Source organism: Limnohabitans simekii (SeqCode), assembly GCF_965234735.1.
In the GTDB taxonomy this organism is placed as follows: Bacteria; Pseudomonadota; Gammaproteobacteria; order Burkholderiales; family Burkholderiaceae_C; genus Limnohabitans; species Limnohabitans simekii.
In genome coordinates this window covers 47,991-74,064 of the sequence record NZ_OZ248544.1, presented here as the reverse complement: position 1 = coordinate 74,064, position 26,074 = coordinate 47,991, and the positions used below count along the sequence as shown (strand labels likewise).

At 58.6% G+C, this 26,074-nt stretch carries 26 protein-coding genes; 16 read left to right on the top strand and 10 right to left on the bottom strand.

The annotated features are described in order from the left end of the window. Positions 1-59: 59 nt before the first annotated feature. Complete coding sequence (locus tag AC8GFP_RS10970; protein ID WP_506613116.1) at positions 60-857, bottom strand: YdcF family protein; 798 nt, start codon at positions 855-857, stop codon at positions 60-62. On the opposite strand from AC8GFP_RS10970, the gene msrA reads away from it, so the two are divergent. Next, a complete protein-coding gene (gene msrA / locus AC8GFP_RS10965) occupies positions 856-1,389 on the top strand; it encodes a peptide-methionine (S)-S-oxide reductase MsrA (RefSeq protein ID WP_506613114.1) in 534 nt (177 codons plus the stop codon). The genes AC8GFP_RS10970 and msrA overlap by 2 nt on opposite strands. On the opposite strand, the gene pdxH is transcribed toward msrA, so the two are convergent. Continuing rightward, positions 1,386-2,027 carry a pyridoxamine 5'-phosphate oxidase gene (pdxH, locus tag AC8GFP_RS10960; RefSeq protein ID WP_506613112.1) on the bottom strand — a complete coding sequence of 214 codons (642 nt, stop codon included), beginning with the start codon at positions 2,025-2,027 and terminating at the stop codon, positions 1,386-1,388. The genes msrA and pdxH overlap by 4 nt on opposite strands. 96 nt (positions 2,028-2,123) lie before the next feature. On the opposite strand from pdxH, the gene AC8GFP_RS10955 reads away from it, so the two are divergent. Next, positions 2,124-3,032, top strand: coding sequence for an NAD(P)-dependent oxidoreductase (locus tag AC8GFP_RS10955; RefSeq protein ID WP_506613110.1), 909 nt, complete (start codon positions 2,124-2,126; stop codon positions 3,030-3,032). Between the two features lie 331 nt (positions 3,033-3,363). Here the strand turns inward: AC8GFP_RS10955 and AC8GFP_RS10950 are convergent, their stop codons facing one another. Beyond that, positions 3,364-5,169 (bottom strand): DEAD/DEAH box helicase, encoded by a 1,806-nt coding sequence (locus tag AC8GFP_RS10950; protein WP_506613108.1) that lies wholly within the window; start codon positions 5,167-5,169, stop codon positions 3,364-3,366. Positions 5,170-5,505: 336 nt separating this feature from the next. Here AC8GFP_RS10950 and AC8GFP_RS10945 point away from each other — a divergent pair, with 336 nt between their 5' ends. The 5 genes from AC8GFP_RS10945 to AC8GFP_RS10925 all read left to right on the top strand — a co-directional run bounded on the left by AC8GFP_RS10945 (position 5,506) and on the right by AC8GFP_RS10925 (position 9,924). Continuing rightward, positions 5,506-5,748 (top strand): AbrB/MazE/SpoVT family DNA-binding domain-containing protein, encoded by a 243-nt coding sequence (locus AC8GFP_RS10945; protein ID WP_506613106.1) that lies wholly within the window; start codon positions 5,506-5,508, stop codon positions 5,746-5,748. Beyond that, positions 5,745-6,194 carry a putative toxin-antitoxin system toxin component, PIN family gene (locus AC8GFP_RS10940; protein ID WP_506613104.1) on the top strand — a complete coding sequence of 150 codons (450 nt, stop codon included), beginning with the start codon at positions 5,745-5,747 and terminating at the stop codon, positions 6,192-6,194. Before AC8GFP_RS10945 ends, AC8GFP_RS10940 begins: the two co-directional genes overlap by 4 nt. 72 nt (positions 6,195-6,266) lie before the next feature. Then, complete coding sequence (ettA, locus tag AC8GFP_RS10935; RefSeq protein WP_506613102.1) at positions 6,267-7,928, top strand: energy-dependent translational throttle protein EttA; 1,662 nt, start codon at positions 6,267-6,269, stop codon at positions 7,926-7,928. A gap of 172 nt (positions 7,929-8,100) precedes the next feature. Then, positions 8,101-8,745: a response regulator gene (locus AC8GFP_RS10930; RefSeq protein WP_506613100.1), complete on the top strand. Its 645-nt coding sequence runs from the start codon at positions 8,101-8,103 to the stop codon at positions 8,743-8,745. A gap of 150 nt (positions 8,746-8,895) precedes the next feature. After that, positions 8,896-9,924 (top strand): LLM class flavin-dependent oxidoreductase, encoded by a 1,029-nt coding sequence (locus AC8GFP_RS10925; protein WP_506613471.1) that lies wholly within the window; start codon positions 8,896-8,898, stop codon positions 9,922-9,924. On the opposite strand, the gene AC8GFP_RS10920 is transcribed toward AC8GFP_RS10925, so the two are convergent. The 5 genes from AC8GFP_RS10920 to mutL all read right to left on the bottom strand — a co-directional run bounded on the left by AC8GFP_RS10920 (position 9,921) and on the right by mutL (position 15,174). Further along, on the bottom strand, positions 9,921-10,436 hold the full coding sequence (locus AC8GFP_RS10920; RefSeq protein WP_506613098.1) for a hemerythrin domain-containing protein: 516 nt from the start codon (positions 10,434-10,436) through the stop codon (positions 9,921-9,923). The two genes, AC8GFP_RS10925 and AC8GFP_RS10920, sit on opposite strands and share 4 nt — an antisense overlap. A 98-nt stretch (positions 10,437-10,534) precedes the next feature. Beyond that, positions 10,535-11,161 carry an RluA family pseudouridine synthase gene (locus tag AC8GFP_RS10915; RefSeq protein ID WP_506613096.1) on the bottom strand — a complete coding sequence of 209 codons (627 nt, stop codon included), beginning with the start codon at positions 11,159-11,161 and terminating at the stop codon, positions 10,535-10,537. Between the two features lie 38 nt (positions 11,162-11,199). Then, positions 11,200-12,171 (bottom strand): tRNA (adenosine(37)-N6)-dimethylallyltransferase MiaA, encoded by a 972-nt coding sequence (gene miaA, locus AC8GFP_RS10910; RefSeq protein ID WP_506613094.1) that lies wholly within the window; start codon positions 12,169-12,171, stop codon positions 11,200-11,202. Continuing rightward, a complete protein-coding gene (locus AC8GFP_RS10905) occupies positions 12,146-13,339 on the bottom strand; it encodes a multidrug effflux MFS transporter (RefSeq protein WP_506613092.1) in 1,194 nt (397 codons plus the stop codon). The genes miaA and AC8GFP_RS10905 overlap by 26 nt, the downstream gene beginning before the upstream one ends. Continuing rightward, positions 13,339-15,174 (bottom strand): DNA mismatch repair endonuclease MutL, encoded by a 1,836-nt coding sequence (gene mutL / locus AC8GFP_RS10900; protein WP_506613090.1) that lies wholly within the window; start codon positions 15,172-15,174, stop codon positions 13,339-13,341. Before mutL ends, AC8GFP_RS10905 begins: the two co-directional genes overlap by 1 nt. 62 nt (positions 15,175-15,236) lie before the next feature. Here mutL and AC8GFP_RS10895 point away from each other — a divergent pair, with 62 nt between their 5' ends. Then, a complete protein-coding gene (locus AC8GFP_RS10895) occupies positions 15,237-15,872 on the top strand; it encodes a DedA family protein (protein ID WP_506613088.1) in 636 nt (211 codons plus the stop codon). Here the strand turns inward: AC8GFP_RS10895 and AC8GFP_RS10890 are convergent. Together AC8GFP_RS10890 and tsaE are read right to left on the bottom strand one after the other, a co-directional pair. Continuing rightward, positions 15,864-17,303 (bottom strand): N-acetylmuramoyl-L-alanine amidase, encoded by a 1,440-nt coding sequence (locus AC8GFP_RS10890; RefSeq protein WP_506613087.1) that lies wholly within the window; start codon positions 17,301-17,303, stop codon positions 15,864-15,866. The two genes, AC8GFP_RS10895 and AC8GFP_RS10890, sit on opposite strands and share 9 nt — an antisense overlap. Further along, positions 17,300-17,770 (bottom strand): tRNA (adenosine(37)-N6)-threonylcarbamoyltransferase complex ATPase subunit type 1 TsaE, encoded by a 471-nt coding sequence (gene tsaE, locus AC8GFP_RS10885; RefSeq protein ID WP_506613085.1) that lies wholly within the window; start codon positions 17,768-17,770, stop codon positions 17,300-17,302. The genes AC8GFP_RS10890 and tsaE overlap by 4 nt, the downstream gene beginning before the upstream one ends. A gap of 38 nt (positions 17,771-17,808) precedes the next feature. On the opposite strand from tsaE, the gene queG reads away from it, so the two are divergent. From queG to ccoG, 8 genes are all read left to right on the top strand, one after another. Further along, complete coding sequence (gene queG, locus AC8GFP_RS10880; RefSeq protein WP_506613469.1) at positions 17,809-18,897, top strand: tRNA epoxyqueuosine(34) reductase QueG; 1,089 nt, start codon at positions 17,809-17,811, stop codon at positions 18,895-18,897. Between the two features lie 45 nt (positions 18,898-18,942). Next, complete coding sequence (locus tag AC8GFP_RS10875) at positions 18,943-21,279, top strand: heavy metal translocating P-type ATPase (protein WP_506613084.1); 2,337 nt, start codon at positions 18,943-18,945, stop codon at positions 21,277-21,279. A 1-nt stretch (position 21,280) separates the two neighbouring features. Beyond that, positions 21,281-21,418, top strand: coding sequence for a cbb3-type cytochrome oxidase assembly protein CcoS (gene ccoS / locus AC8GFP_RS10870; protein WP_506613082.1), 138 nt, complete (start codon positions 21,281-21,283; stop codon positions 21,416-21,418). A gap of 64 nt (positions 21,419-21,482) precedes the next feature. Beyond that, a complete protein-coding gene (gene ccoN, locus AC8GFP_RS10865) occupies positions 21,483-22,916 on the top strand; it encodes a cytochrome-c oxidase, cbb3-type subunit I (protein WP_506613081.1) in 1,434 nt (477 codons plus the stop codon). 11 nt (positions 22,917-22,927) lie between these two features. Beyond that, positions 22,928-23,554 (top strand): cytochrome-c oxidase, cbb3-type subunit II, encoded by a 627-nt coding sequence (ccoO, locus tag AC8GFP_RS10860; protein WP_506613079.1) that lies wholly within the window; start codon positions 22,928-22,930, stop codon positions 23,552-23,554. A gap of 9 nt (positions 23,555-23,563) precedes the next feature. Next, positions 23,564-23,704, top strand: coding sequence for a cbb3-type cytochrome oxidase subunit 3 (locus tag AC8GFP_RS10855; protein WP_506613078.1), 141 nt, complete (start codon positions 23,564-23,566; stop codon positions 23,702-23,704). Between the two features lie 8 nt (positions 23,705-23,712). Next, positions 23,713-24,630, top strand: a complete 918-nt coding sequence (gene ccoP / locus AC8GFP_RS10850) for a cytochrome-c oxidase, cbb3-type subunit III (RefSeq protein WP_506613077.1) — start codon at positions 23,713-23,715, stop codon at positions 24,628-24,630. Then, positions 24,627-26,060, top strand: a complete 1,434-nt coding sequence (gene ccoG / locus AC8GFP_RS10845) for a cytochrome c oxidase accessory protein CcoG (RefSeq protein ID WP_506613075.1) — start codon at positions 24,627-24,629, stop codon at positions 26,058-26,060. Before ccoP ends, ccoG begins: the two co-directional genes overlap by 4 nt. Positions 26,061-26,074: the final 14 nt, after the last annotated feature.

Sequence of the window (26,074 nt, the reverse complement as noted above, 5' to 3'; positions counted from 1 at the left end):
AATGACTGGCTGGTTAGTAATGTAACCCAGCGCCGACAAGAACGTGCATTCAACCCGAGTCAGGTCATCAAGCGACCCAGTGCTTCATGCAGCACCCGTCGGGTGTCGCGCAAACCGCCGCCTGAGGGCAGGAAATCCGTGTCAAAGCGCAGGGGCGGTTGGGTGTAGCCCATGGGCGCGGGCTGCACCACAAAGCCTGCTTGCTCGAAATTGCGCACACTGCGCTGCATGTGCCAGTCATTCGTGACCAGCAAGATGCGGGTGATGCCTTGCTTGGAGAGTTGCTCGAAACTGCGCTGGGCGTTTTCGCGGGTGTCGCGGGATTGATCGTCCACCCAGGTGAAGGACATGCCGAGTTCGCGTTTTAATGCCTCGGCGGCCACCTCGGCCTCGCTGCGCTGCTGGGCTCCGGGGGCGGCCCAACCAATGCCGCCCGAATAAATCAGCGGCAACTTCGACTGCCTGGCCAGGTGAGCGCCAAACAGCAAACGCTTGTGCGCGGTTTCACCCAGGATGGGCTCGCCGTACTCGGGCGCGTACAAGTCCACGCCACCACCGAGTACCACGATGGCTTGGTTTTCTTGAAGTTGCGTGGCGGTGACCGCGGGATAGGTTGTCAACAGCAGCCGGTTCAGGCCGTAAGCCGTGGCGTTGCAACAGGCCAGCCACATGATGAGCGTGCCGGTGAACACCAGCCCCCAGGCCCAGCGGCGTTTGAACTTGGCCAACAGCAAACCCAGAAACACCAACAACAAGGGGCCTGCGGGTGGTAACAGCAGGGTGGTGAGCAGGGGTTTCAAAGGGCCAATGAAGGACATAGGAGAGGCAGTTTCGCACACTGGGTAAGATCGTTTCATGACCATCCACACCATCACATTGGGCGGCGGCTGCTTCTGGTGCACCGAGGCGGTGTTCGTGCGCGTTCGCGGCGTGCTCGACGTCGAATCGGGCTATTGCAATGGCCTCCAAGCGCGTCAACCCAGCTATGAAGACGTCTGCCGCGGCGACACCGGCTACAACGAAGTTGTGCGCCTGCAATACGACCCGGCCATCATCAGCCTGTCGGACTTGCTGACGATTTTTTGCGGCATCCACGACCCGACCAGCTTGAACCGCCAAGGCAACGACCAAGGCACGCAATACCGCAGCGGCGTGTATTTCAGCGAGCCTGCCGACGAAGCGGTGATTGTGCAAAAACTCACCGAGTTGCAGGCCAGTTATGGCCAGCCCATCGTCACCGAAGTGGAAGCTTTGCAGCACTATTGGCCCGCCGAGGCCTACCACCAAGATTATTTTTTAAACAACCCCCACCAAGGCTATTGCGCCTTTGTGGTGGCACCCAAAGTGGGCAAGCTGGAACAGCATTTCAGCCAGTGGTTGAAGGCTTAGGGGGCCAAGCGCTCTTTCACCCAGTGGCCGTGCTCTGAGCGGTACACCAAGCGGTCGTGCAAACGCGCCACACCGCCTTGCCAAAACTCCCATCTGTCTGGCACCAAGCGGTAGCCGCCCCAATGCGGTGGGCGCGGCGGCTGCAGCAAAAACTTGGCGGCATAACCGGCGGCGTTGGTCAGCAACTCGGCGCGTGAAGAGATGACCTGGCTTTGCGGGCTGGCCCAGGCCCCAATGCGCGAGTCCAGCGGACGGCTGTGGAAATACGCATCGCTTTCTTCCTCGCTGATTTTGTCCACGCGGCCCTCGATGCGCACCACGCGCTCGAGCTCCACCCAATGGAATTGCAGCGCGGCAAACGGGTTGCCCGCCAACTCTTGGCCCTTGCGGCTGTCGTAGTTGGTGAACCAGACCAGGCCGCGTTCGTCAAAGCCCTTGATCAGCACCACGCGGGTGCTGGGGCGCAGCTGCGACGACACCGTGGCCAAGGTCATGGCGTTGGCCTCGGGCACCTCGGCTTGCAGGGCTTGGTTGAGCCAGAGCTCGAATTGCTTCAGCGGCTCGGCCAGCGCTTGCGCCTCCAGCAGTTCGGCTTGCTGGTAGCTTTTGCGCATGTCGGCCAGTTTGGAGTTGCTCATGGGGTTCGCAGGGTGAAAGGGGTCATCTTAGGGCGCTTGCTGCCGATTATGGTGGGAGCGATTGCGTTAGCATGAAACCGACCGAGGAGTACCTACATGATCAATATCCTGCGTGTGTCCAACTTGCCCCATGACATGCTCACGGTGCTGCAGACCACCTACATCATGCATGACCGTGACCACATCACCGACCCTGGGGCGCTGGGGCGCATTCGGGCGATGGTGGCCATGAGTGACGCGGTGATCGACAAGAAACTCATGATGCTGTTTCCCGCCGTCGAAATCATTTGCATTTGCGGGAGCTCGAGTCACAACGTGGATCACGCCGCCGCCGAGCAACGCAACATCAAGGTCTGCCATGCCGCCTATGCCCATGTGCCGGACCAGGCCGAGTACGCCATCGGCCTGATGCTGGCGGCGAGTCGCCGCATCGCCCACGGCGACCGCTTTGTGCGCAACAGCGATTGGGTTGATGGCCCGTACACCCTGACCCGCCGCATGAGCGGTGCGCGGTTGGGGCTGGTGGGCATGGGGCCGGTAGCCCAGGCCATCGCCGGGCTGGCCTCGGCCTTTGACATGGAGGTGAGCTACACGGCTGCTCAAGCCGAGCCCGAAGTCGCTTGGGCGTTCAACCCCAGCGTGAAGGACTTGGCGGCGGGTGTTGATTTCTTGGTCTTGCCAGAAATGGGTCCTGATGCCCCACCCCATGTGGTGAATGCCGAGGTGTTGCAGGCGCTGGCACTCAAAGGGTATTTGGTGAATTTGGCGAATGCTGGCGCTGTGGACATGGCGGCGCTGACCGAGGCGTTGCAAAAGAAAACCATTGCGGGCGCGGCGCTGGATGTGTTTCCCGAGGAGCCGCGCGTCTCCGCCGAATTGCGGGCGCTGAACAACGTGGTGTTGACCCCGCATGTTGGGAGTGCCACGGCTGAGGCGCGGCAGGCCATGGGCGACCAGGCTTTGCGGCAGTTGGCCGAGCACTTTGCCGCCGATCTGGCGGAGTAATTGGGGTCAGATTCCAATTGTTCTGGCTGACGTATCAAGAAGTCACGCCTGCTTGCCCGCCGCGCTGGGCTCAAACGCCGCTCACCGCAGCGGAGCTGCAACGTTCGCTACGCGTTTGACCCAGCACGTCGGTCAAGCGGAGAGGGGTTCATTGGTCGACAAACAATTGGAATCTGACCCCAATTAGCCCAAGCCAAAATAATTGGAATCTGACCCCAATTAGTCTTTAAAACGTGATACAAGATTTCAGCAAAACGCCGTTTCTATGTATCATAAAAACGGCGTAAAGCCCCGTCCAGTATGACGGGGGGTCTAAAACAGGGGCAAAAACTCAGCGGGAAAAACCGCCTCCGCCGCCGCCCCCACGACGGCCACCGCCGCCGCCAAAGCCGCCGGGCTTGCCGCCAAAACCGCCTGGTTTGCCACCACCGCCGCCACCGCCGCCACGGCGGTTGCCGCCACCGCCGCCACGGTTGCCGCGGCTGAGCAGGTCCACCGAGGTCATGGTCGGATCAGGCTGCCGGCCTGCGCCGCCGCCCGACTTGTGGCCAAAGGCGTTGACGCCGCTTTGGGTGCCCAAATGCGCGTTGGCGCGGGGCTGGAAATCATCTTCAAAATGCTTAGGCGGTTGCGCGTCATGGTCATGCGGCATGCCTTGGGCTGCCGCCGGGCGCGGACCGCGCTCGGGCCGATCACGGCGCGGTTGGTTGCGGCCTGCGCCGCCGCCGTTGAAACCTTGACCGCCACCACCGGGGTGGGCCGCACGAGGCGGGCGGTCGCCACGCGGTTCAGCCCGGGGGCCCGCAGGTGCACGGGCGCCATCGCCGCGTCCACCGCCTTGGCCGCCAGCGGGTTTTTTCTCGCGAATGCGTTCCATCATGTCTTGGCGAGCGGCACGGGCCGCCGCGGCCATCACGTCGCGGCTGGGCGGCTTGCCCAAGCCACCCCACAGGGTTTGACGGCCCATGGCGATGGGCTCGGCGCGTTCGTCGGGCCCGGGGCCAAAGCCCTCGACTTTTTCAACTTCAATGCTTTGTCTGGTGAATTTCTCAATTTCTTGCATGAAGCCTTCCTCGTCCAAAGACACCAAGCTGATCGCTTCGCCGCTGGCACCGGCGCGGCCAGTGCGGCCAATGCGGTGCACATAGTCTTCGCTGATGTTGGGGATTTCGTAGTTCACCACGTGCGGCAATTCGTCAATGTCGATGCCACGCGCGGCAATGTCTGTGGCCACCAAGACGCGGATGTCGCCGGTCTTGAAGCCGGAGAGCGCCTGGGTGCGGGCGGTTTGGCTTTTGTTGCCGTGCAGCGCCATGGCGGTGATGCCTTGTTTGTTCAAGAAATCGGCCACATGGTTGGCGCCAAATTTGGTGCGGCAAAACACCAGCACCTGGCTCCATTGTTTGGTTTCGATGATGTGCGCCAACAGCGCTTTCTTTTGCTGGCGACCGACCGGGTGAACCACCTGTTTGATGAGTTGCACCGTGGTGTTTTCGGGCGTCACCTGGATGCTTTGCGGGCTGTGCAGCAACTGTGCAGCCAGCTCGCGGATCTCGCTGCTGAAGGTGGCCGAGAACAGCAGGCTTTGCTTTTCTTTGGGCACCAAGGCCAGTACTTTTTTCACGTCATGGATGAAGCCCATGTCGAGCATGCGGTCGGCTTCGTCTAGCACCAGCATTTGCACGGTGGACAAATCGAGAAAGCCTTGTTGTTGCAAGTCGAGCAAGCGCCCGGGTGTGGCCACCAAGATGTCCACGCCTTTTTTCAGCTGGCTGATTTGCGGGTTCATGCCAACGCCGCCAAAGATGACAGCGGATTGGAGTTGCAGGTATTTGCCGTAGTGGCGCACCGACTCTTCCACTTGGGCGGCCAATTCGCGTGTGGGCGTGAGCACCAAGGCGCGGATGCCAAACACGCCAAAGCGGTTGGTGGCACTGCGGCTCATCGTGAGTTTGTGCAGCATGGGCAGGGTGAAGGCGGCGGTTTTGCCGGTGCCGGTTTGTGCGCCTGCCAGCAAATCGTGGCCCGCTAAGACAGCTGGAATGGCTTGCTGTTGAATGGGGGTGGGGGTTTCGTAGCCTTGCTCGCGCACAGCTTTCAAGATGGCCGGAGCCAAGTTCAGTTCGTCAAAGTTCATAGTGGAGCGTGCTTTTGAGCGACGCTTGGTGTTCGGCCCGTTCTGCCCAAAAAGGGGCAGCCAGTGAAAGACCGAGGAAACACAGGTGGGCAGGTAATGGACAAACAGCTTGTTTGAATCCGGCCCCAGCAGAAGCGCTGATGTTGTGGCAACTGGTGGCAACAACTGGACGCATTCTCGCATGGTTTAAGCCCAAGCCTTGAGCGGCTTGCGTTTCCCTTTTTTAAAGGGTGATTCAAGATCAAACCATGGGGTGGGTGCTGGTTCGAAAAAACAGTTGGATTTTTTGAAAGATCTGGCGTAAAGTAAGGAATCCTTGATCCCTTGAAATCAGCCATGCTCGCCAAAATCACCTCCAAAAACCAACTCACCTTGCCCAAAAGCCTTGTTCAAGCCGTGGGAGCGACCGACTACTTTGATGTCGAAGCGCGGGGCGGCCAACTCATCCTCACCCCCGTGCGGATTCAGCGTGGCGACGCAGTGCGGGCCAAACTCGAAGCCTTGGACATCACAGAAGCAGATGTCGCTGCTGCTGTCGCCTGGAGCCGCAGCTCCACAAGGCCTTCTGGCAAAACATGAGTGGAGCCTTGCGCGTGGTGCTCGACACCAATGTGGTGCTGTCGGCGCTGGTGTTTCGCGGTCGATCGGCAGGACGAGTGCGACAGGCTTGGCAGCACCGTGACTTGGTCCCTTTGGCCAGCACAGAAACGGTGAACGAACTGCTGAGGGTTTTGGCCTATCCCAAGTTTGGCTTGACTCAAAGTGAGCAAGTCGAGTTGCTGGCCGACTACCTGCCCTGTGCCGAGATTGTGCGCATACCGCACCCGCCGCCGCCGGTTCCTGCATGCCGTGATCCGCAAGACCAGCCCTTCATGCAATTGGCAGCAGCCGGACAAGCGGAGGCCTTGGTGTCTGGCGACCAAGATTTGTTGGCCATCGCCGTCGAGTTCGAACGTGCCACCGGTTGCCCCATGTGGTCCTTAGAAGATTTTTTGAGCAACGCCTTATTCGCTATTCGCAAATAGCGCTTGATGAAGCAGAGATAATCAGTTGTTACCCCCGCCACGCTGTGTGGCGCACGTCCAGAGAGTCACTCCATGTCCCAATACGTTTTCTCCATGAACCGGGTCGGCAAAATCGTGCCGCCCAAACGCCAAATCCTGAAAGACATTTCCCTCAGCTTTTTTCCCGGTGCCAAGATCGGCGTGCTGGGCACCAACGGTTCGGGCAAGTCCACGCTGCTGAAAATCATGGCGGGCATCGACAAGGAAATCGAAGGCGAAGCGATCCCCATGGCCGGTTTGAAGATCGGGTATTTGCCGCAAGAGCCGCACCTCGACCCGAATGAAACCGTGCGTCAGTCGGTGGAAAACGGCATGGGCGAGGTGAAGGCCGCGCAAACCCGTTTGGAAGAGGTGTATGCCGCTTACGCCGAAGAAGACGCCGACTTTGACGCACTGGCCGCCGAGCAAGCCAAGCTTGAGGCCATCATCGCCACCGCCGGTGACGCCTCCGAGCACCAACTTGAAATCGCGGCTGACGCGCTGCGCTTGCCGCCTTGGGACGCCGTCATTGGCAAGCTCTCCGGTGGTGAAAAACGCCGCGTGGCCTTGTGCCGTTTGTTGTTGTCGCGCCCCGATATGTTGTTGCTCGATGAACCGACCAACCACTTGGACGCCGAATCGGTCGATTGGCTCGAGCAATTTTTGTCCCGCTTCTCCGGCACCGTGGTGGCCATCACCCACGACCGCTACTTCCTGGACAACGCCGCCGAATGGATTTTGGAACTCGACCGTGGCCACGGCATTCCGTACAAAGGCAATTACTCCTCTTGGCTGGAGCAAAAAGAAGCCCGCCTCGAGCAAGAACAGCGCACCGAAGATGCCCGCAGCAAGGCCATGAAGAAAGAGCTGGAGTGGGCGCGTCAAAACCCCAAAGGCCGTCAAGCGAAAAGCAAGGCGCGTTTGGCCCGCTTTGAAGAGCTGTCCGATTACGAATACCAAAAGCGCAACGAGACGCAAGAAATTTTCATCCCCGTGGCCGAGCGTTTGGGCAACGAGGTGTTCGAGTTCAAAGGCGTCAGCAAATCTTTTGGCGACCGCGTCCTCATTGACAACCTGAGCTTCCAAGTGCCAGCGGGTGCCATCGTCGGCATCATCGGCCCCAACGGCGCGGGCAAGTCCACGCTGTTCAAACTCATTGCGGGCAAAGAAAAACCCGACAGTGGCGAAGTGAAGATTGGCCAAACCGTGAAGATGGCCTTTGTCGATCAAAACCGCGACGATTTGGCGAACGAAAAAACCGTTTGGGAAGACGTGTCGGGCGGCTTGGACATCCTCACCGTGGGCAAGTTTCAAATGCCCAGCCGCGCCTACTGTGGCCGCTTCAACTTCAACGGCGGCGACCAGCAGAAAAAAGTCGGCACGCTCTCCGGTGGTGAACGCGGCCGTTTGCACCTGGCCAAAACCCTCATCGAAGGCGGCAACGTGTTGCTCCTTGACGAACCCTCGAACGATTTGGACGTGGAAACCTTGCGGGCCTTGGAAGACGCTTTGCTGGAGTTTGCGGGCTCGGTGATGGTCATCAGCCATGACCGCTGGTTCCTGGACCGCATCGCCACGCACATCTTGGCCGCCGAGGGCGACAGCCAGTGGGTTTTCTACAACGGCAACTACCAAGAGTACGAAGCCGACAAGAAGAAGCGTTTGGGCGAAGAGGGTGCCAAGCCCAAGCGGGTGCGTTTCAAAGCCTTGAAGTAACGCTCAGGTATTGATTTTCTCCGTTGCCAGTGTTGTTTATTTATACAATATGAATCATTTAATCCCAAAAAATCACTAAATTGGGGTGCAATTCAGCTCGAATTGCTTGAATGTGCCATAAACTTTAGTTAGTTTTGATTCATTTGTAGGCGCACTTGCCACGGAGAAACCCATGAGCCACAAAGCCACCCCGGATTCCAACGACGAATACTGCGGCACCAGTTACGCCGCCAAATTGCTCAACCTGTCGGTGGGTTCCGTCCAAACCTTGGTCGAAAAAAACGAGCTGCAAGCCTGGAAAACCCAGGGCGGCCACCGCCGCATTTCCATCCAATCCATTTACAACTACCAAAACCGCGCCGCCTTGGCCCCCACCGCGGGTGTGCCAGACGGCAAGTACCTGCGGGTCTTGGTGGTCGAGGACGATCCCGCCACCCGCGCCATGTACCGCGCCCATTTCGACCAGTGGGACCTGCCCATCGACGCCACGATTTCAGCCTCGGCCATTGAAGCCTTGCTCGATTTGCCAGCGCTCAAGCCGCAGGTCTTGGTGGCCGACTTGCACATGCCCGGCATCGACGGCGTTGAGATGCTGCGCCAATTGCATGGCCACCCGCAGTTCGCGCAAGTGGCGGTCATCGTCATCACCGGTTTGAACGCCGAAGAAATCGCCGAGCTCGGTGACTTGCCCGAAGGCACGCATGTGCTGCGCAAACCGGTGGACATGGGATGGTTGCGCGGCTATTTCCAAGCCATGTTGACCATCCGCTTGGGCCCCAAACGCCGACCCGTGGTGCCCACCCCCGACCCGGCTTGAAGAAGCTCAGGTTTGGGTCTACACAAGCCGCTGCCCCCAGCGGCTTTTTTCATGGCGGTTGTTTGGCCAGTGCGCACCATGCCGGTCCTTGTATGAAAAGTCAGCGAGGCCCAAGCTGGCTTTCCAAGTGTGAACGCCTATGATGGTTGCATGCTCAAACTCTCGGTACTCGACCAGTCCGTGGTGTCCAAAGGACGCCCGCAAGATGAATCCATTCGCAACACGCTGACGCTGGCGCAACGCTGCGAAGACTGGGGCTACGAGCGTTTTTGGGTGAGCGAGCACCACAGCTTGGCCAGCATCGCTGGCACCGCGCCCGAGGTCTTGTTGGCAGCCATCGCGGCTCGCACCCAGCGGATTCGATTGGGCAGTGCGGGCGTCATGCTGCCGCACTATTCGGCGCTGAAAGTGGCCGAGCAATTTCGGGTGCTGGACGCCTTGGCACCGGGGCGCATCGACCTTGGTTTGGGCCGTGCGCCCGGCAGCGATGGCCGCACCTCGCAACTTTTGAACCCCGATCGCCACGCCGCAGAGCGGTTCCCGCAACAAGTGATGGAACTGCAGGCCTGGGTGACTGGCCAGACCATGCCCAGCGGCCACCCCGGGCAGGGCGTGTGGGCTTACCCGATGGGCCGCACCGCGCCGAGTTTGTGGATTTTGGGGAGTTCAAATTACGGTGCGCAATTGGCCGCGCACCTCGGTTTGCCTTATGCCTTTGCTTATTTTTTCAGCGATGGTGTGGGCGTGGAACAAGCGCTGGACATGTACCGCAGCCAGTTTCGGCCCAGCCCCTATTTAAGCCAACCGCAGGCCACGATTTGCGTGTCCGCCCTGGTGTGCGACAGCGAAGCCGAGGCCGCGCGGCAGTTCCAAACCCGGGCCCGCTGGCGCATGGACCGCAACAAGGGCTTGGCCGGTCCCTTGCTGTCGCCTGAGGAGGCGGTGCTGGGTTTGAGTGCGGCGCAGTTGCACGAGATGGACGACATGCGCGAGCAGGCGCTGATCGGCACGCCCGCGCAGGCACGTGCCAAGCTGCAGGCGCTGGCCACCAGTTTGTCGCCGGAGGAATTGGTGGTGTGCACCTGGACCCACGACCCGGCGGTGCAATTGCGCTCGTTTGAGCTGCTGGCGCAGGCGTTCGAGATGACCGCGCAGCAGGGTTTGAGGCGGGCGGCTTAGGAAGCCTGGGTTTCGTCCAACGGCACGCCGCATTCGGGTGGCGCGGCACCCTCGGGTCGCTCTTGGGGCTTGTGCACGATGCGGGTGATCGGGTCGTACTGCACTTCTTTCAAGTACATGGCCAGCACCGCGTCCATGCTCTTGGCGTGGCCGTCAAACCAGACGCCAATTTCACCGGTGAGTTGGCGTACCAATGGCAAATTGCCGTCCACCTGGCCACGGCGCAGGGCTTCGCGCATCACCTTCAAGATCATCTCGTGTTCGTCAGCATGGCAGCCACCGGGGCCAAAGTCCACGTCTTCCATCCACTGGTTTTCGCCGCTGAAGTGTTCTTCGGTGTGGGCGATCAGAGCAATGAAGCTGTCGATCAGCTTGTCATCAGGGGCGGTTTCAGTGGCGGCCAGCATGTCGACAAACTCGCGGTGGGTTTGGTCCATTTTGTCCATGTTCAACACCAGGTCGTCCGACCAGGTGAGGGTGGGTTGCAGGTCCAAGGTGGTGGCGTCGGTCATGTTGAACTCGGGTTGGCTCGTGGTGCGGGCATCATAGTGGATGTGTTTTGGCCCTGGCACATTGGGGTCAGATTCCAATAATTGGAATCTGACCCCAATTACCAATCCGGGGCACAAGTCCAACGCAGGGCCTGGTGGGTCAACGGGTGCTGCAAAGCCAAACTTTGGGCGTGCAGCAGCAAACGCGGTGCACGGGCCAGCACCTCGGGCGGCGCATACAGGGCATCGCCCCAAATGGGGTGGCCGATCGCCTTCAGGTGAACCCGCAGTTGGTGCGTGCGGCCAGTCTGCGGCTGCAGTTCCAGCAAGGAGCCGGGCAGGGTGGCGTGCTGCTGCACACAGCGCCACCGCGTGACACTGGGCTTGCCGCTGGCATCAATGATGTGCACCGGTCGATTTGGCCAATCCAACAAAATCGGCAAATCAATGGTTTGCCAGTCGCCAGACACCGGCAACACGCCTTCCACCCAAGCGAGGTACTGCTTGTCCACCTGCCGCACCTCGAACGCCATGCTGAGGGCGCGTTGGGTGGCCGGGTTCAGGGCGAACACCATCAACCCCGAGGTGGCTTGGTCGAGACGGTGCACCACCAAAACGCCGGGGTGTTGGGCCTGCAAACGCGTCCACAGGCAGTCTTGTTTGTCCGGCCCTTTGCCGGGCACGCTCAGCAGGCCGCTGGGCTTGTTCACCACCAGCAGGTCATGGTCGTTGTAGAGCACGTCCATGTTCACGATTGGCGGTGGACGGTCAAAAGTTCCACCACTCAGCCCCGCAGTTGCCGGATGATGTCCAACGCGGCGGCCAGCACATCATCTTGTTCGCAGGCGATGACGTGCCTCTCCGGCATGCTGCGCAGCCAAGTGAGCTGGCGCTTGGCGAGTTGGCGGCTGGCGGCCACGCCTTTCTCGCGCAATTGCGTGATGGCTTTGTCATTCAGCCCTTGCGCTTCATCCAACGCCTCCCAGGTCTGCCGATAACCGACACAGCGCATCGACGGCAGGTTGGGGTGCAGCCCGGGGCGCTGTCGCAGCGCCTGCACCTCGGCCACCAAACCGGCTTGCAGCATCTGGTCAAACCGCAGGGCGATGCGCTCGTGCAACCACTTGCGGTCGGTGGGTTCCAAGGACAGCATGGCGATGCTTGGGCCTGCCACTTTGCTGGCGCCAAAAAACGAGGACAGGGCTTGACCGCTGACGCGCCACACTTCCAAAGCGCGTGAAATGCGTTGCGCATCGTTGGGCGGCAAACGATTGGCCGTGACCGGATCGACTGTCGCCAACTCGGCATGCAGCGCGGGCCAGCCGTGTTGCGCGGCTTGCGCTTCGATCTCAGCACGCACTTCTGGTTGGGCCAGCGGCAAATCGTCCAAGCCGTCCATCAGCGCTTTGAAATACAGCATGGTGCCGCCAACCAACAAAGGCAGCTTGCCGCGTGCGCGAATCTCGCCCATCAGGCGGGTGGCGTCCCGCGCAAATTCGGCGGCGCTGTAGCTGTCAGCGGGCTCGCGGATGTCGATCAAATGGTGCGGCACCTGCGCCAATTCAGCAGCGCTGGGTTTGGCCGTGCCAATGTCCATGCCTTTGTAAACCAGCGCGGAATCGACGCTGATGATTTCCACCGCGAAGCGTTGCGCCAAGGAGAGGGCCAACGCGGTTTTGCCGCTGGCGGTCGGGCCAGCGATGGCCAGCCCTTGCCACACGGGGTTCAAGTCAATCGGAGGTGCGGGGTTCGCCATGCCATTGCACCAAAGTCCAAGCGGTCAGCGCCAGAATGGCAGCCCAAAACGCCACGCCGTGCGCCAAAGGAAACAGCGTGCCGTCGATGCTGTGGCTGAGCCAACCGCTGGTGATGAACGCGGCCAACATCATCAAAAAACCATTCAAGGCCGAGGCCGCACCGGCCGACAAGGGAAACGGCCCCACCGCACCGCTTTGACCAATCGGCTGGTGGATGCCGTGCGCCAAGATCATCGGGTACATGGCCAACACCAAGCCGGTGGCGCTGGCCCAGTCGTTGTAAACCAAGACGCACAAACTCAGGCCGCTCAAGGCGCTGGAGGCGCCGGCCAAAGCGATGGTGTGGCGCATGCCCACGTGGCGCAGCAGGTAACGGCACACCAGCGTGCCAGCGATGTAAACCAAAGACATGGACGACAAAATCCAACCCAGTTGCAAGCCGCTCAGGTGCAGCACCTCGATGAACACAAAGGACGACGTGGCCAAGTAGGTGAACAATGCGCCATAAGCCGCCAACGACAACAAGGCAAACGCGCGGAAGGTGGGGTGTTGCAACACCTGCCACCAAATCTTCACCATGGTGGGCAGATGCAGGGCTTGCGGATTGCGGGTTTCAATGCTTTCTTGGAAAAACCAAGCCACCATGCACAGCGTGACCGCGCCATACAGGGCCACCGACATCAAGGCCACTTGCCAGCCCCAGTGTTGGCTCAAGAAACCACCCAAGGGTGGGCTGGTGCAGGCCAACACACCCAAGCCCGTCATGGTTTTCGACATGACGCGAGCGCCTTCCAGCGGCTGGTACAAATCACGCACCACAGCCCGAGCACTGGTGATGACCGCGCCCATGCCAATGCCTTGCAACACCCGCCAAAAAATCAGCACGCCAATCGAGCTGCTGAGCACGCAACCGATGGCGGCCACCAGGTACAAACCCAAACCAAACAACATGATGGGACGCCGCCCCACCTTGTCAGAAAACGGCCCCCACAGCAATTGCGAAATGCCAAAGGCCAGCAACAAACCACTGAGCGTGAACTGCACCATGCCCACACTGGCGTTCAAATCCAGTGCCAAGCCGGGCAGGGCGGGCAGGTACAAATCGGTGGACACGGGTTGCAAGCCAATGGACAAGGACAGCAACAAAATCAACAAGCCAGCTTGCATCAACGGCCCCGCAAAAACAAGCTGTCTAAATCGCGCATACCCAGTTGTCGCCAGGTGGGGCGACCGTGATTGCATTGGTCGGCACGCTCGGTGACTTCCATTTGTCGCAGCAAGGCGTTCATCTCTTCCAAGCTGAGTTGACGGTTGGCCCGCACCGCGCCATGACAAGCCATCGCGGCCAGCACATCGTCCCGTGCGCGTTGCAACACGGTGTGCGCTTCGTGCTGCGCCAACTCGGCCAAGACGCTGCGGGTCAAAGCCACCGCGTCGCCTTGCGCCAACGAGGCGGGTACGCGCCGCACCACCAAAGACTGCGCCGACAAGGCGGCCAACTCCAAGCCCAACTCGGACAGCACGTTTGCATGGCTTTCAGCTGTGGCCATCTCTTCGGGCGTGGCGGCAAAAGACGCGGGAATCAACAGCGCTTGGCTTTGCAAGTTGTGTTGCGTGAGTTGTGTTTTCAGGCGTTCATAGACGATGCGTTCGTGCGCAGCATGCATGTCCACCACCACCAAGCCCTGCTTGTTTTCAGCCAAGATGTAAACGCCTTGCAACTGCGCCAAGGCCTTGCCCAAAGGCCATTCGCCAGCAGGCAGGGGTTGTGCTTCGGTGTTCTGGGTGGATGCAGCATCTTGGCTTGGCGTTGGTTTGCTGGAAGGCCAAAGTGCGCTCAAATCATTCACCACATGACCTGCGCCGCTCCAAGGCAAGCCAGTTTGAAACGCTGAAGCCTGCCCAAATGATTGCAAGGATGCAATGGCTTGTTGGCGCTCTTGAAAAGGGCTGGGGTTGGTTGCCGCATGGCTCAGGCCTGCGCGAGACACCGACAAAGCTTGCGACAACGCGTGTTGCACGGCTTGGTGCACTTCGCGGCTGTCGCGAAAACGCAGTTCGATTTTGGTGGGATGCACGTTCACATCCACACGGGTCGGGTCCATGCTGATGTACAGGGCATACACCGGTTGGCGTTGACCGTGCAACACATCTTCATAAGCACTGCGGGCCGCGTGGCTGACAACCCGGTCGCGCACATAGCGGCCATTCACATAGGCAAATTGATGATCAGCCCGCGCCCGCGCTGCATCCGGTAAACCCGCGCGACCCACGACACGCACACCGCCGTGCTGGTGGTCGATGGCGATCGAGGTTTGCACAAAGTCTTCGCCCAACACATCGGCCAAGCGCAGGTTCAAACCTTCGGCATGGCTGTGGGCACGCCACTGGGCGCTGAGCTTGCCGTCATGCCACAAGGCAAAGCCCACATCGGGACGGGCGAGTGCATGACGCCGCAAAGACTCCAGGCAATGCGCCAACTCGGTGGCGGTGGACTTCAAAAATTTGCGCCGCGCTGGTGTGCTGAAAAACAGTTCTTTGACTTCCACCGTGGTGCCCACCGTCCGCGCCACGGGGCGCAACTCGCCACTGCGGGCATCGAGTTGCATGGCGTGGTCTTGTTGCGCGGTGCGCGACAACATGCTGAGTTCAGACACAGCGGCAATGGCGGCCAAGGCCTCACCACGAAAGCCCATGGTGGCCACCGATTCAAGGTCGTGCAGGTTGCTGATCTTGCTGGTGGCGTGGCGTCGCAGCGCGAGGGGCATGTCGGCGGCTTCCAAACCCGCGCCATCGTCTTCCACGCTGATGAGCCGCACACCGCCTTCTTGCAAACGCACCACCACTTGGGTGGCGCCTGCGTCCAAGGCGTTGTCCACCAGTTCGCGCACCACCGATGCGGGGCGTTCAACCACTTCGCCAGCAGCGATTTGGCTGATCAGTTCGTCGGGGAGTTCACGGATGGGGCGTCGTGCCAAGGGAGAGAGATTCACGCGTGTCATTCTAGGGGAGTGCCCGCAGCACAAGAGCCGTTGCTGTCATAGGGGTCGTTGATAATGCAGCCATGGACACCGTTGCATTCCTCATTGATTTCATTCTCAACATTGACCGCTACCTTGAAGCCTTTGTACAAGCTTATGGCGTTTGGATCTATGTTCTTTTGTTCCTCATCATTTTTGTCGAAACTGGGGTGGTCTTCATGCCATTTTTGCCAGGCGACTCGCTGCTGTTTGTGGTGGGCGCGATGGCCGGTGCGGGTTTTTTGAACCTGCCCTTGGTGTTGACCTTGATGTTGATTGCCGCGATCTTGGGCGACCAATGCAACTACCTGATTGGTCGCCACTTTGGGACACGCTTGTTGCAAAGTCATTCGCGTTGGTTCAACCGCGACGCCTACGACCGATCCCATGCCTTTTACGAGCGCTATGGCGGCATCACCATCATCATCGCCCGCTTCATGCCCTTTGTGCGCACCTTCGCGCCCTTTGTGGCGGGTGTCAGCCACATGGACCGTCGTCGCTTCAGCGTTTACAACGTGGTGGGCGCGGTGCTGTGGGTGGTGGGCATTGGCATGGCTGGTTACTGGTTCGGCAACAACGAATGGGTTCAGGCCAATTTTGAGAAGGTCATTTGGGCCTTGATCTTGGTGCCTGGCCTGATCGCTTTATTGGGCATTTGGCGAGCCAAAACATCAGGTTGATCGGTTGCGTGCCAAGGGCGGGTTGCGCAAGAAATAATTTTCAATGCCGCGCATCAAGGCCTCGGTCAGCTTGATTTGATAAGCCTCGCTGATCAGCAGCGCTTCTTCTTCCGGGTTGCTGATGAAGGCGGTTTCTACCAACAGACTGGGAATGTCTGGGGCTTTCAAGACTGCAAACCCCGCTTGCTCCACCTGTGGCTTGTGCAATTTGCCGATGCGCCGAATTTGACCCAGCATCTCGTTGCCCAGTTTCATGCTGTCGTTGATTTGGGCGGTGGTGCTCATGTCCAACAAAGCGCGTTGCACGGTTTTGTCTTGCACTTTGAGGTTCAAGCCGCCAATCGCATCTGCGCCGTTTTCTTTGTTGGCCATCCAACGGGCGGCGGCACTCGAAGCCGCGCCTTGACTCAGTGCAAACACGCTGGCACCCCGGGCTTGCGGCGTGAAAAACGCATCCGCATGCAAGCTGATGAACAAATCGGCTTTGACTTTTTGCGCTTTTTGCACCCGCACATGCAGCGGCAAAAAGAAATCGGCATCCCGGGTGAGGAAAGCCCGCAACGGCAACTGGCCGTTCTTGGTTTTCAAAACCGTGTTGTTGATCCGCTCTTTCAAACGGTGCGCCATTTGCAACACCACGTCTTTTTCTTTCGTACCTTTGGGGCCAATGGCACCGGGGTCTTCACCGCCATGGCCTGGATCAAGGGCGACCACCACAAAGCGGTCATAGTTGGGCTCGGGCGTGCTTGGTTTGACCAATGGCGTGATGGGCTTGCTGCTGGATGTGGTGGCAGGCGCAGTGGCCAACACCGGGTCGGTGGGTGGAGCGCTTGAAGGGGCTGTGATTCCAGCCGGTGGGGGTGAAGGCGTGGCAGCGGTACTTGCGGGCGTGGTGGTTTTTTGTTGCTGACGGGCAATCAACTCTTCCAACGCATCTTTGCTTTTCTTGTCGCTTTGCACATGCTCGGCAATCAAGGCTTCCAAGGGATCGATTTGCGCCACTGGGTACAAGTCCAAGACCAAGCGGTGTTGAAACTGCGATTGACCGCTGAGCACCGGGGCCAAATTGAACACTTGCGGTTTGACCGCTTGGCGCAGATCGAGCACCAAGCGCACCGTGGTGGCATTAAACTGGCCCACGCGCACCCCGACGATGTAGGGGTCGTCACTGCGCACCTTACCCACCAACTCGCGCAGCGCCGCGTTCAATTCAATGCCTTCAATGTCCACCGCCAAACGGGGTGGTTGCTCGACAAAGGTTTGTTGGGTGCGCAAGGCGGTGTCGGATTCGATGGTCACCCGCGTGTAGTCGGCGGCGGGCCAAACACGCACCGCCAAGATGCTGGCGCCTCGTGCCAACTCGGCTTGACCCAGCAACAACACCAGGCTGCTGGCCTTGAGCAAGTCGCGTCTGTTGAGTGCAGTCTTCATGCCAGCAAGCCTTCGCCCAAGGCCGTGTGGGCTTGCAAACGCACATCGCGTTCATGCTCATTCACCACATCGATGAAGATGTCCATATCGGGTGTGGGCAAAAAGGCGCTGGCCTTTTCGGGCCATTCACACAGCTTCAAACCCGGGCTCGCAAAAATGTCTCTGAAGCCTGCGTCTTCCCATTCACGCGGGTCCGAGAAGCGGTAGAAATCGAAATGCAAAATGGCTTGCACACCCTTGGCCATGGAAAGCTCATAGGGTTCCACCACCGCATACGTGGGGCTTTTGATGCGCCCGGTGACGCCCATGGCTTGCAATAAAAACCGCACCAAGGTGGTTTTGCCCGCACCCAACTCGCCGTGCAAACACACCAAGGCCTCGCCCCAATGGGGGCGCTGCACCAAGGCTTGCGCAAAGGCTTGGCAAGCCGCTTCATCGGTCCAGTGCAGTGTTTTTACAATCGGCATTTCATTCAAAGGAAAACGTGTCCATCGATCAGCAAAGTTTGTTGGCGGATTTGCAAACTTGGGGCCAGCAATTGGGATTCTCCCAAATTGGCGTGGCCCCGGTGGACCTGCACGAGGCCGAGCCCGGTTTGCTGGCTTGGTTGGCGCAAAACTTTCACGGTGACATGGCCTACATGGCGCGGCATGGCCTCACCCGCGCCCGGCCCGCCGAGTTGCAACCCGGCACCCTGAGCGTCATCACCGCCCGCATGGACTACCTGCCGCAAGCCTCACCTGAATGGTTGGACCATGAACTCCAGCGCTTGCAAGCACCCGCGCAAGCGGTGGTGTCGGTGTATGCACGAGGGCGGGACTATCACAAGGTGATGCGTCAACGCTTGCAACAACTCGCCGACAAATTGCAAAGCAAACTGGGACCCGTGGGTCACCGTGTCTTCACCGATTCCGCGCCGGTGTTGGAAGCCGAGTTGGCGGTGCGCAGCGGCCAAGGCTGGCGCGGCAAACACACCTTGGTGTTGCAACGCGATGCTGGCTCGTTTTTCTTCTTGGGCGAAATCTTTGTCGATATCGCACTTGAACCTACACCTCCCGTGAGTGAGCATTGCGGCAGTTGCACCTCTTGCATCACCGCCTGCCCAACCCAAGCCATCGTCGCGCCTTATCAACTCGATGCCCGTCGGTGCATTTCTTACCTCACGATTGAACACGCAGGCAGCATCCCACTTGAATTGCGCGCCCTGATAGGCAACCGCATTTACGGCTGTGACGATTGCCAGTTGGTCTGTCCTTGGAACAAATTTGCAAAGCGCAGCGTGCTGCCCGATTTCGAGGAGCGCCATGGCTTGGGAGCGGCTTCTTTGGTTTCGCTGTTGGCATGGACTGCGCAAGATTTTTTGCATTTCACCGAGGGCAGTGCGATTCGCCGCATTGGCCATGTGCGTTGGTTGCGCAATTTGGCGGTGGCCGCGGGCAATGCCTTGCGCCACGCTGACAAAGAAGCTTGGGTGATCCCTTTGTTGCAGGCCTTGCAAGCTTGGCAAAGCCATGACAACCCCATCGTGCGTGAACACATCGATTGGGCCTTAAGCCAAAACGCTGCATTCTGCAAACCATCCAGCATGACTTGATCTAGATCAAACTTCGTTTCTGCGCATTTCCCTAAGCTGGCGGGTATGAATGCCGCCTATGCCTTGCTCGACGATCCCAAGAGCTGGGCGGCTTTCAGCAAACCCTTCAACAGCCTGCCCAGCCCAGACGCGGTTTCCTCGGCCACCTGGGAATCGCAAGTGGTGGTGCAAGGCATGCATTGCGCCGCCTGTGCCTTGAATGTGGAAGCCGCCTTGTGTTCGGTGCCGGGCGTCAAACAAGCCACGGTCAACGGTGCCACGCACCGCGCCCAAATCACCTGGTCGGCGCAAGAAGTGCGTCCTTCGCAATGGCTTGATGCTTTATCGCGGGCGGGCTACCAAGCCGTGCCCGCCAACGATTTCGTGTCACGCCAAGCCGGACAAGCCCAAGTGCGGCAACAACTCTGGCGTTGGTTGGTGGCGGGTCTGTGCATGATGCAAGTCATGATGTACGCGTGGCCGGTGTATGTGGCAGCACCTGGCGACATCGCGCCCAACATGTTGTCGCTCTTGAAATGGGCCTCGTGGGTGCTTACCTTGCCGGTGATGTTTTTCGCCACCGACGTTTTCACCATGGCCGCTTGGCGCGATTTGAAACACGGTCGCATCAGCATGGACTTGCCGGTGGCCTTGGGCATATGGGTCACTTTCATCGTCAGTTCGGCGGCGGTGTTCGACCCCGAAGGCCTGTTGGGCAGCGAGGTGTATTTCGACTCGCTCACCATGTTTGTGTTTTTCTTGCTCACGGGTCGCTGGTTGGAAACCCGTTTGCGTGAACGCACAGCGGGTGCCTTGGAGGCGCTGATCAACCGCTTGCCGCAAAGCGTGCAACGTCAAACCCAGTCGGGTGGATTAGAAACCGTGGCCCTGCATCAACTGCGTGTGGGCGATGTCTTGCAGGTGCATCCTGGCGAGGTGTTTGCCGCCGATGGCTTGCTGTTGCAAGGCCACACTTGGGTGGAAGAAGCCTTGCTCACTGGAGAGTCTGAACCGCTGGAGCGCCAAGCAGGCGACAGCTTGATGGCCGGTTCACACAATCTGCGCGAAACCATCCAAATGAAAGTGCTGCGTTTGGGTGAACACACACGCTATGCAGAAATTGTGAGCCTGATGCAAAGTGCCTCGCTGCACAAGCCCCGCTTGGCCGCTTTGGCCGACAGCGTGGCCAAACCTTTTTTGTGGGCAGTGTTGTTGGCCGCCGCTTTGAGTGCGGCCTTGGTATGGTCCACTTCACCAGGCCATGCGCTGATGGTGGCGGTGTCGGTGCTCATCGTCACCTGTCCGTGTGCTTTGTCTTTGGCCACACCGGCCGCCATGTTGGCGGCTGCCGGGCAATTGGCGCGACAAGGCGTGTTGTTGCGCAATGTCCAGTCCTTGGAAAGTTTGGCGCAAGTGGACGCGGTGGTGTTTGACAAAACCGGCACGCTCACCGAAGACCGCATGGGTTTGCAAAGCTTGTTCACGCCACAGGGTGATTGGCATCTGAACGATGAAGATCAATCCTTGCCGTCAGCGGTTTTGCGCTTGGCCGCGAGTGTGGCGCGTCATTCGGCCCATCCTTTTTCACGCGCTGTGGCGCAGTTGTGGCCGCATCGTCAAGATGATTGGCCGATGCAAGCGGTGCAAGAAGAAGTGGGGCATGGCGTGTCGGGTCGCATCCTGAGCGACCAAGGCCAAGTGGTGCGCGAACTGCGTTTGGGGTCTGCTTCGTTTTGTCAAAGCTGGCGTGGCAACTGTGGCATGCCGCCGAAAGCGCTGACCGCGCAAGTGCATTTGTGCGATGAAAACGGTTGGCTGGCTTCCTTTGAATTCCAAGAGCAATTGCGCGACGACGCGGTGCCAAGCCTGCAAGCCTTGCAACAGCAAGGCCTGAAACTGTTTATTTTGTCGGGCGATACATCGGCGGCGGTGGATCGGATTGCAAAGCGTTTGCAACTGCCCCAAGCCCAGGTGCAAGCCCGTTGTTCACCCGAAGCCAAGCTGCAGTTTGTCCAGAACCTGCAAGCCCAGGGTCTGCAAGTGGCCATGGTGGGGGATGGTTTCAACGACATGCCCGTGTTGGCCGGTGCCCATGTGTCCTTCGCCTTTGGTCAGGCCGTGCCCTTGGCGCAGGCCCGCTCGGATGTGGTGGTGCAAGGTCAACACCTGATGTTGATTGCCAACACATTGGCCTTGGCCCAACGCACCCAAACCGTGGTGCGCCACAACCTCATTTGGGCGGCGACTTACAACGCCTTGTGCGTGCCTTTGGCCTTCATGGGCTACTTGCCACCTTGGTTGGCGGGCTTGGGCATGGCGCTCAGCTCACTCATCGTCGTTTTGTATTCCCTGCAACTGGCTGTGCCACCTCGAACCAACCCTTTTGACCCACAAGAGGCCTGACATGGACATTTTGTATTTGCTCATTCCTTTGTCGGTGGTCTTGGTCTTGTTTGTGTTGATCGGTCTGTGGTGGGCGATTCACCAAGGGCAATTCGAGGCGATTGAAGCCGAAGGCGAACGAATTCTTCGCAACGATTGACTTAGGTCAAACCAAACAACAAGACCCCATTTGATACTGAGGATAGATACGTGAAAGGCAGCTCATGAGTTCTTCATTGCAAAACAATTACAGCGACACGGTGGTGCGGCAATTCGCCATCATGACCGTGGTCTGGGGCGTGGTGGGCATGTTGGTCGGATTGATCATCGCCGCGCAACTCGCTTGGCCCGAGTTGAACTTTGGCATCTCTTGGCTGAGCTACGGTCGCTTGCGTCCTTTGCACACCAATGCGGTGATATTTGCGTTTGGTGGCTCGGCCTTGTTTGCCTCCACCTATTACGTGGTTCAGCGCACCGGTCAAACACGTTTGTTTGCACCCGGCTTGGCGGCCTTCACGTTTTGGGGTTGGACCTTGGTCATCTTGGCTGCTGCCATCAGCTTGCCCATGGGCTACACCACCGGCAAAGAGTATGCCGAACTCGAGTGGCCGATCGACATCCTGATCACCTTGGTTTGGGTGTCGTTTGCCATTGTGTTTTTCGGCACCATCGCCAAACGCAAGGTGAAACACATCTATGTGGCCAACTGGTTCTTCGGTGCCTTCATCCTCACGGTGGCGGTGCTGCACTTGGTCAACAGCGCTGAAATTCCCGCCGGTTGGATGAAGTCTTACTCGGTCTATGCCGGGGTGCAAGACGCCATGGTGCAATGGTGGTACGGCCACAATGCGGTGGGCTTTTTCCTCACCGCTGGTTTCCTCGGCATGATGTATTACTTCGTGCCCAAGCAAGCCGAGCGCCCGGTGTACTCCTACCGCTTGTCCATCGTTCACTTCTGGGCGCTCATCTTCACCTACATGTGGGCGGGCCCGCACCATTTGCACTACACCGCTTTGCCCGATTGGACCCAGTCTTTGGGCATGGTGTTCTCGCTCATTTTGTTGGCACCCAGTTGGGGCGGCATGATCAATGGCGTCATGACCTTGTCGGGCGCATGGCACAAATTGCGCGACGACCCGGTGTTGCGCTTCATGATCGTGTCCTTGTCCTTTTATGGCATGAGCACCTTCGAAGGTCCCATGATGTCCATCAAGACGGTCAATGCCTTGAGCCACTACACCGATTGGACCGTGGGCCATGTGCACTCGGGCGCTTTGGGTTGGGTGGGCCTCATCTCAATGGGCACCATTTACTTCCTGATTCCCCGTTTGTATGGCCAGAAAAAAATGCACAGCGTGCCTGCCATCGAATTGCATTTCTGGACCGCCACCATTGGCATCGTGCTCTACATCGCCGCCATGTGGATTGCCGGGGTCATGCAGGGCTTGATGTGGCGCTCGATCAATGAAGACGGCACGCTTACCTACACCTTTGTCGAAAGTGTGAAAGCCACTTACCCCTATTACGTGGTCCGTGTGGTCGGCGGTGCCCTCTACTTGTTTGGCATGTTGGTCATGTTGTGGAACGTCATCATGACCGCGCTCAAAGGTCGGGTGGAACCGGTGCCGATCCCAGCCGTTTTGGCGGCCTACGCTTGAGGAGAGCAACCATGTCTGACAACAAATCCACTCAAGGTTTCAGCCACGAAAAAATCGAAACCAACAGTTTGCTGATGGTGGTCCTGATCGTTCTGGTCATCGCCATCGGCGGCTTGATTGAAATCGTGCCTTTGTTCTTTCAAAAATCCACCACCCAGCCGATTGAGGGCGTGAAACCCTACACCGCCTTGCAATTGGCGGGACGCGATGTGTATTTGCGCGAGGGTTGCTACAACTGCCATTCGCAAATGATTCGCCCCTTCCGCTCGGAAACATTGCGCTACGGCCACTACTCGGTAGCGGGCGAGTTTGTATACGACCACCCCTTTCAGTGGGGCAGCAAGCGCACAGGTCCCGATTTGCACCGCGTCGGCGGCAAGTACAGCGATGAATGGCACCTTGTGCATTTGATCAATCCGCGTGACCTGGTCCCCGAGTCCAACATGCCAGCCTACCCTTGGTTGGAAAAAGACCTGGTGGATGCGAACGCCTTGCCAGCGCACATGAAAGCTTTGCGCGTGACCGGTGTGCCCTACACCGATGAAGACATTGCGCAATCGTCTGATGCGGTGCGCGGCAAGTCCGAGTTGGCAGCTTTGATTGCCTATTTGCAAGGCATGGGCCTCGCGCTCAAATAAGGAGAAGTCATGGACGACATCACCACGTTGCGGGCCGCCGCCACTGTTTTGAGCTTCTTGTGTTTCATGGGCATCTTGGTGTGGGTCTTGGATCGTAAAAAAGATCGCCGCTTTGAAGAAGCGTCCCAATTGCCCTTTTTGGATGAGTAAGGATTGCCATGAGTGACTTCACTGGTTCGTTTTGGTCCAGCTATGTGGCCATCATTTCCCTCGCCGGTATCTTGGCTTGCTTGGTTTTGTTGTGGGTCACAGCCCGCAAAAAATCGGGGGGCCATGCCGACAACACCACCGGCCATGTGTGGGATGAAGATTTGCGTGAGATGAACAATCCCTTGCCTTTGTGGTGGGTGGGTTTGTTCGTCATCACCATCATCTTTGGTTTGTCCTATTTGTTTTTGTACCCTGGTTTGGGCGCTTACACCGGCAGCAAAGCCTGGTCGTCCCAAGCCGAGTACGACACCGAAATGCGGGAGGCCAACGTCGCATTGCAACCCTTGTATGCCCGCTTTGACGCCATGACGGTGCAAGACGTGGCCAAAGACCCCCAAGCCCATGCCATCGGCGAGCGCTTGTTCATGAACAACTGCGCCCAGTGCCATGGCTCGGATGCCCAAGGTTCCAAGGGCTATCCCAACCTGACCGACAGTGATTGGTTGCATGGTGGTTCCCCAGAGAAGATCAAGGAAAGTATCAGCTTGGGTCGGGTGGGCAACATGCCGCCCATGGCTTCGGCCGTGGGCACGCCCGACGATATTCGCAACGTGGCCCAGTACGTCATGAGTTTGTCCGGCAGCCCGCACGATTCTTTGAAAGCGGGCTTTGGCAAACCCAAGTTCAGTGCTTGCGCTGCTTGCCATGGTGTGGATGGCAAAGGCATGCATGCTGTGGGTGCGCCTAATCTGACCGACAAAGTCTGGTTGCACGGTTGGGGCGAAGCAGGCATTGTGGCCATGGTCAACAAAGGCAAGCAAAACATCATGCCGCCGCAGCAAGACCGTCTGAGCGCTTCGCAAATTCATGTGCTCACCAGCTATGTCTGGTCCTTTTCCAACAACACTGACGCAGCGAAACCTTGAGTTCTCATTCCAACGACAAAAAGGTCATCCCCATCCTGCCTGCAGACGAGGCCGCCTCGTCGGCTTTTTTGTATGCGGCGACACCCAAGATTTACCCGCGCACGGTTCAAGGTGTGTTTGCCCAATGGCGTTGGTTGGGGGTGTTCATCACCCAACTGGTGTTTTACGGCCTGCCTTGGCTAGAGTGGGGGCAACGCCAGGCGGTGTTGTTTGACCTGGGTGCACGGCGTTTTTATGTGTTTGGTTTGGTGCTTTACCCGCAAGACTTCATTTACCTGACCGGCTTGTTGGTGGTCAGTGCCTTGTCTTTGTTTTTGTTCACGGCGGTGGCTGGTCGTTTGTGGTGCGGTTACGCCTGTCCGCAAACCGTGTACAGCGAAATCTTCATGTACATCGAGCGCAAAATTGAAGGCGACCGCAGCGCTCGCATGAAGCTCGATGCCGCAGGCTACAGTTTGGAAAAAGGCGTCAAGAAAACCTACAAGCACATCGTTTGGCTGGGTTTTTCCATTTCGACCGGCTTCACGTTTGTGGGCTACTTCACGCCCATCCACGAGTTGGGCATGGCATTTTTTCAAACCCGCATGGGTTCTTGGGAAGTGTTTTGGGTGTTTTTCTATGGCTTGGCCACCTATGGCAATGCCGGATTCATGCGCGAGCAAGTGTGCAAATACATGTGCCCCTACGCACGTTTTCAAAGTGCCATGTTTGATCGCGACACCTTGATCGTCACCTATGACGAACAGCGCGGCGAGCCACGGGGTCATCGGCCGCACAGCGCCAGCTTGTCCGAATCAGGCTTGGGTGCTTGCATCGACTGCAACCTGTGTGTTCAGGTGTGTCCGACAGGCATTGATATTCGCCACGGCTTGCAATACGAATGCATTGGCTGCGGTGCCTGCGCCGATGTCTGCGATGGCGTGATGGACAAAATGGGATACCCCAAGGGCTTGGTGCGCTATGCCACCCAAAACGCATTGAAGCAAGGCTGGACCACCTCAGAAATGGTGCGGCGTATTTTTCGCCCTCGGGTGTTGGTCTACACCGGCATTTTGTGGACACTGATTATTCTGCTGGGCGTCAGTCTGTATTCACGCACACCCTTCAGGGTGGATGTGGTGCGTGACAGAAACTTGCCGCGCATCAGTGGCAAAGGTGAAATTGAAAACGTCTACCGTTTGCAACTCATGAACGCCACCGAAACACAGCAACGCTTGACGATTCATGTGCATGGCATGGACGGTTTGGAAATTGAAGTGGATGACGATATCCTGGTCGAACCCGCTCAGTCACGCTGGGTGCCGTTGCGGGTGGAAATCCCCCATGATGCCTTGAAGCCTGGCTCTCACAAAATTTGGTTTGACATCAGCAACGATGCAGACAAGCCTTTCAAGATCACTGAGCCCTCGGTGTTTTTGGTGCCGAAATGATGAACAAAGGACAC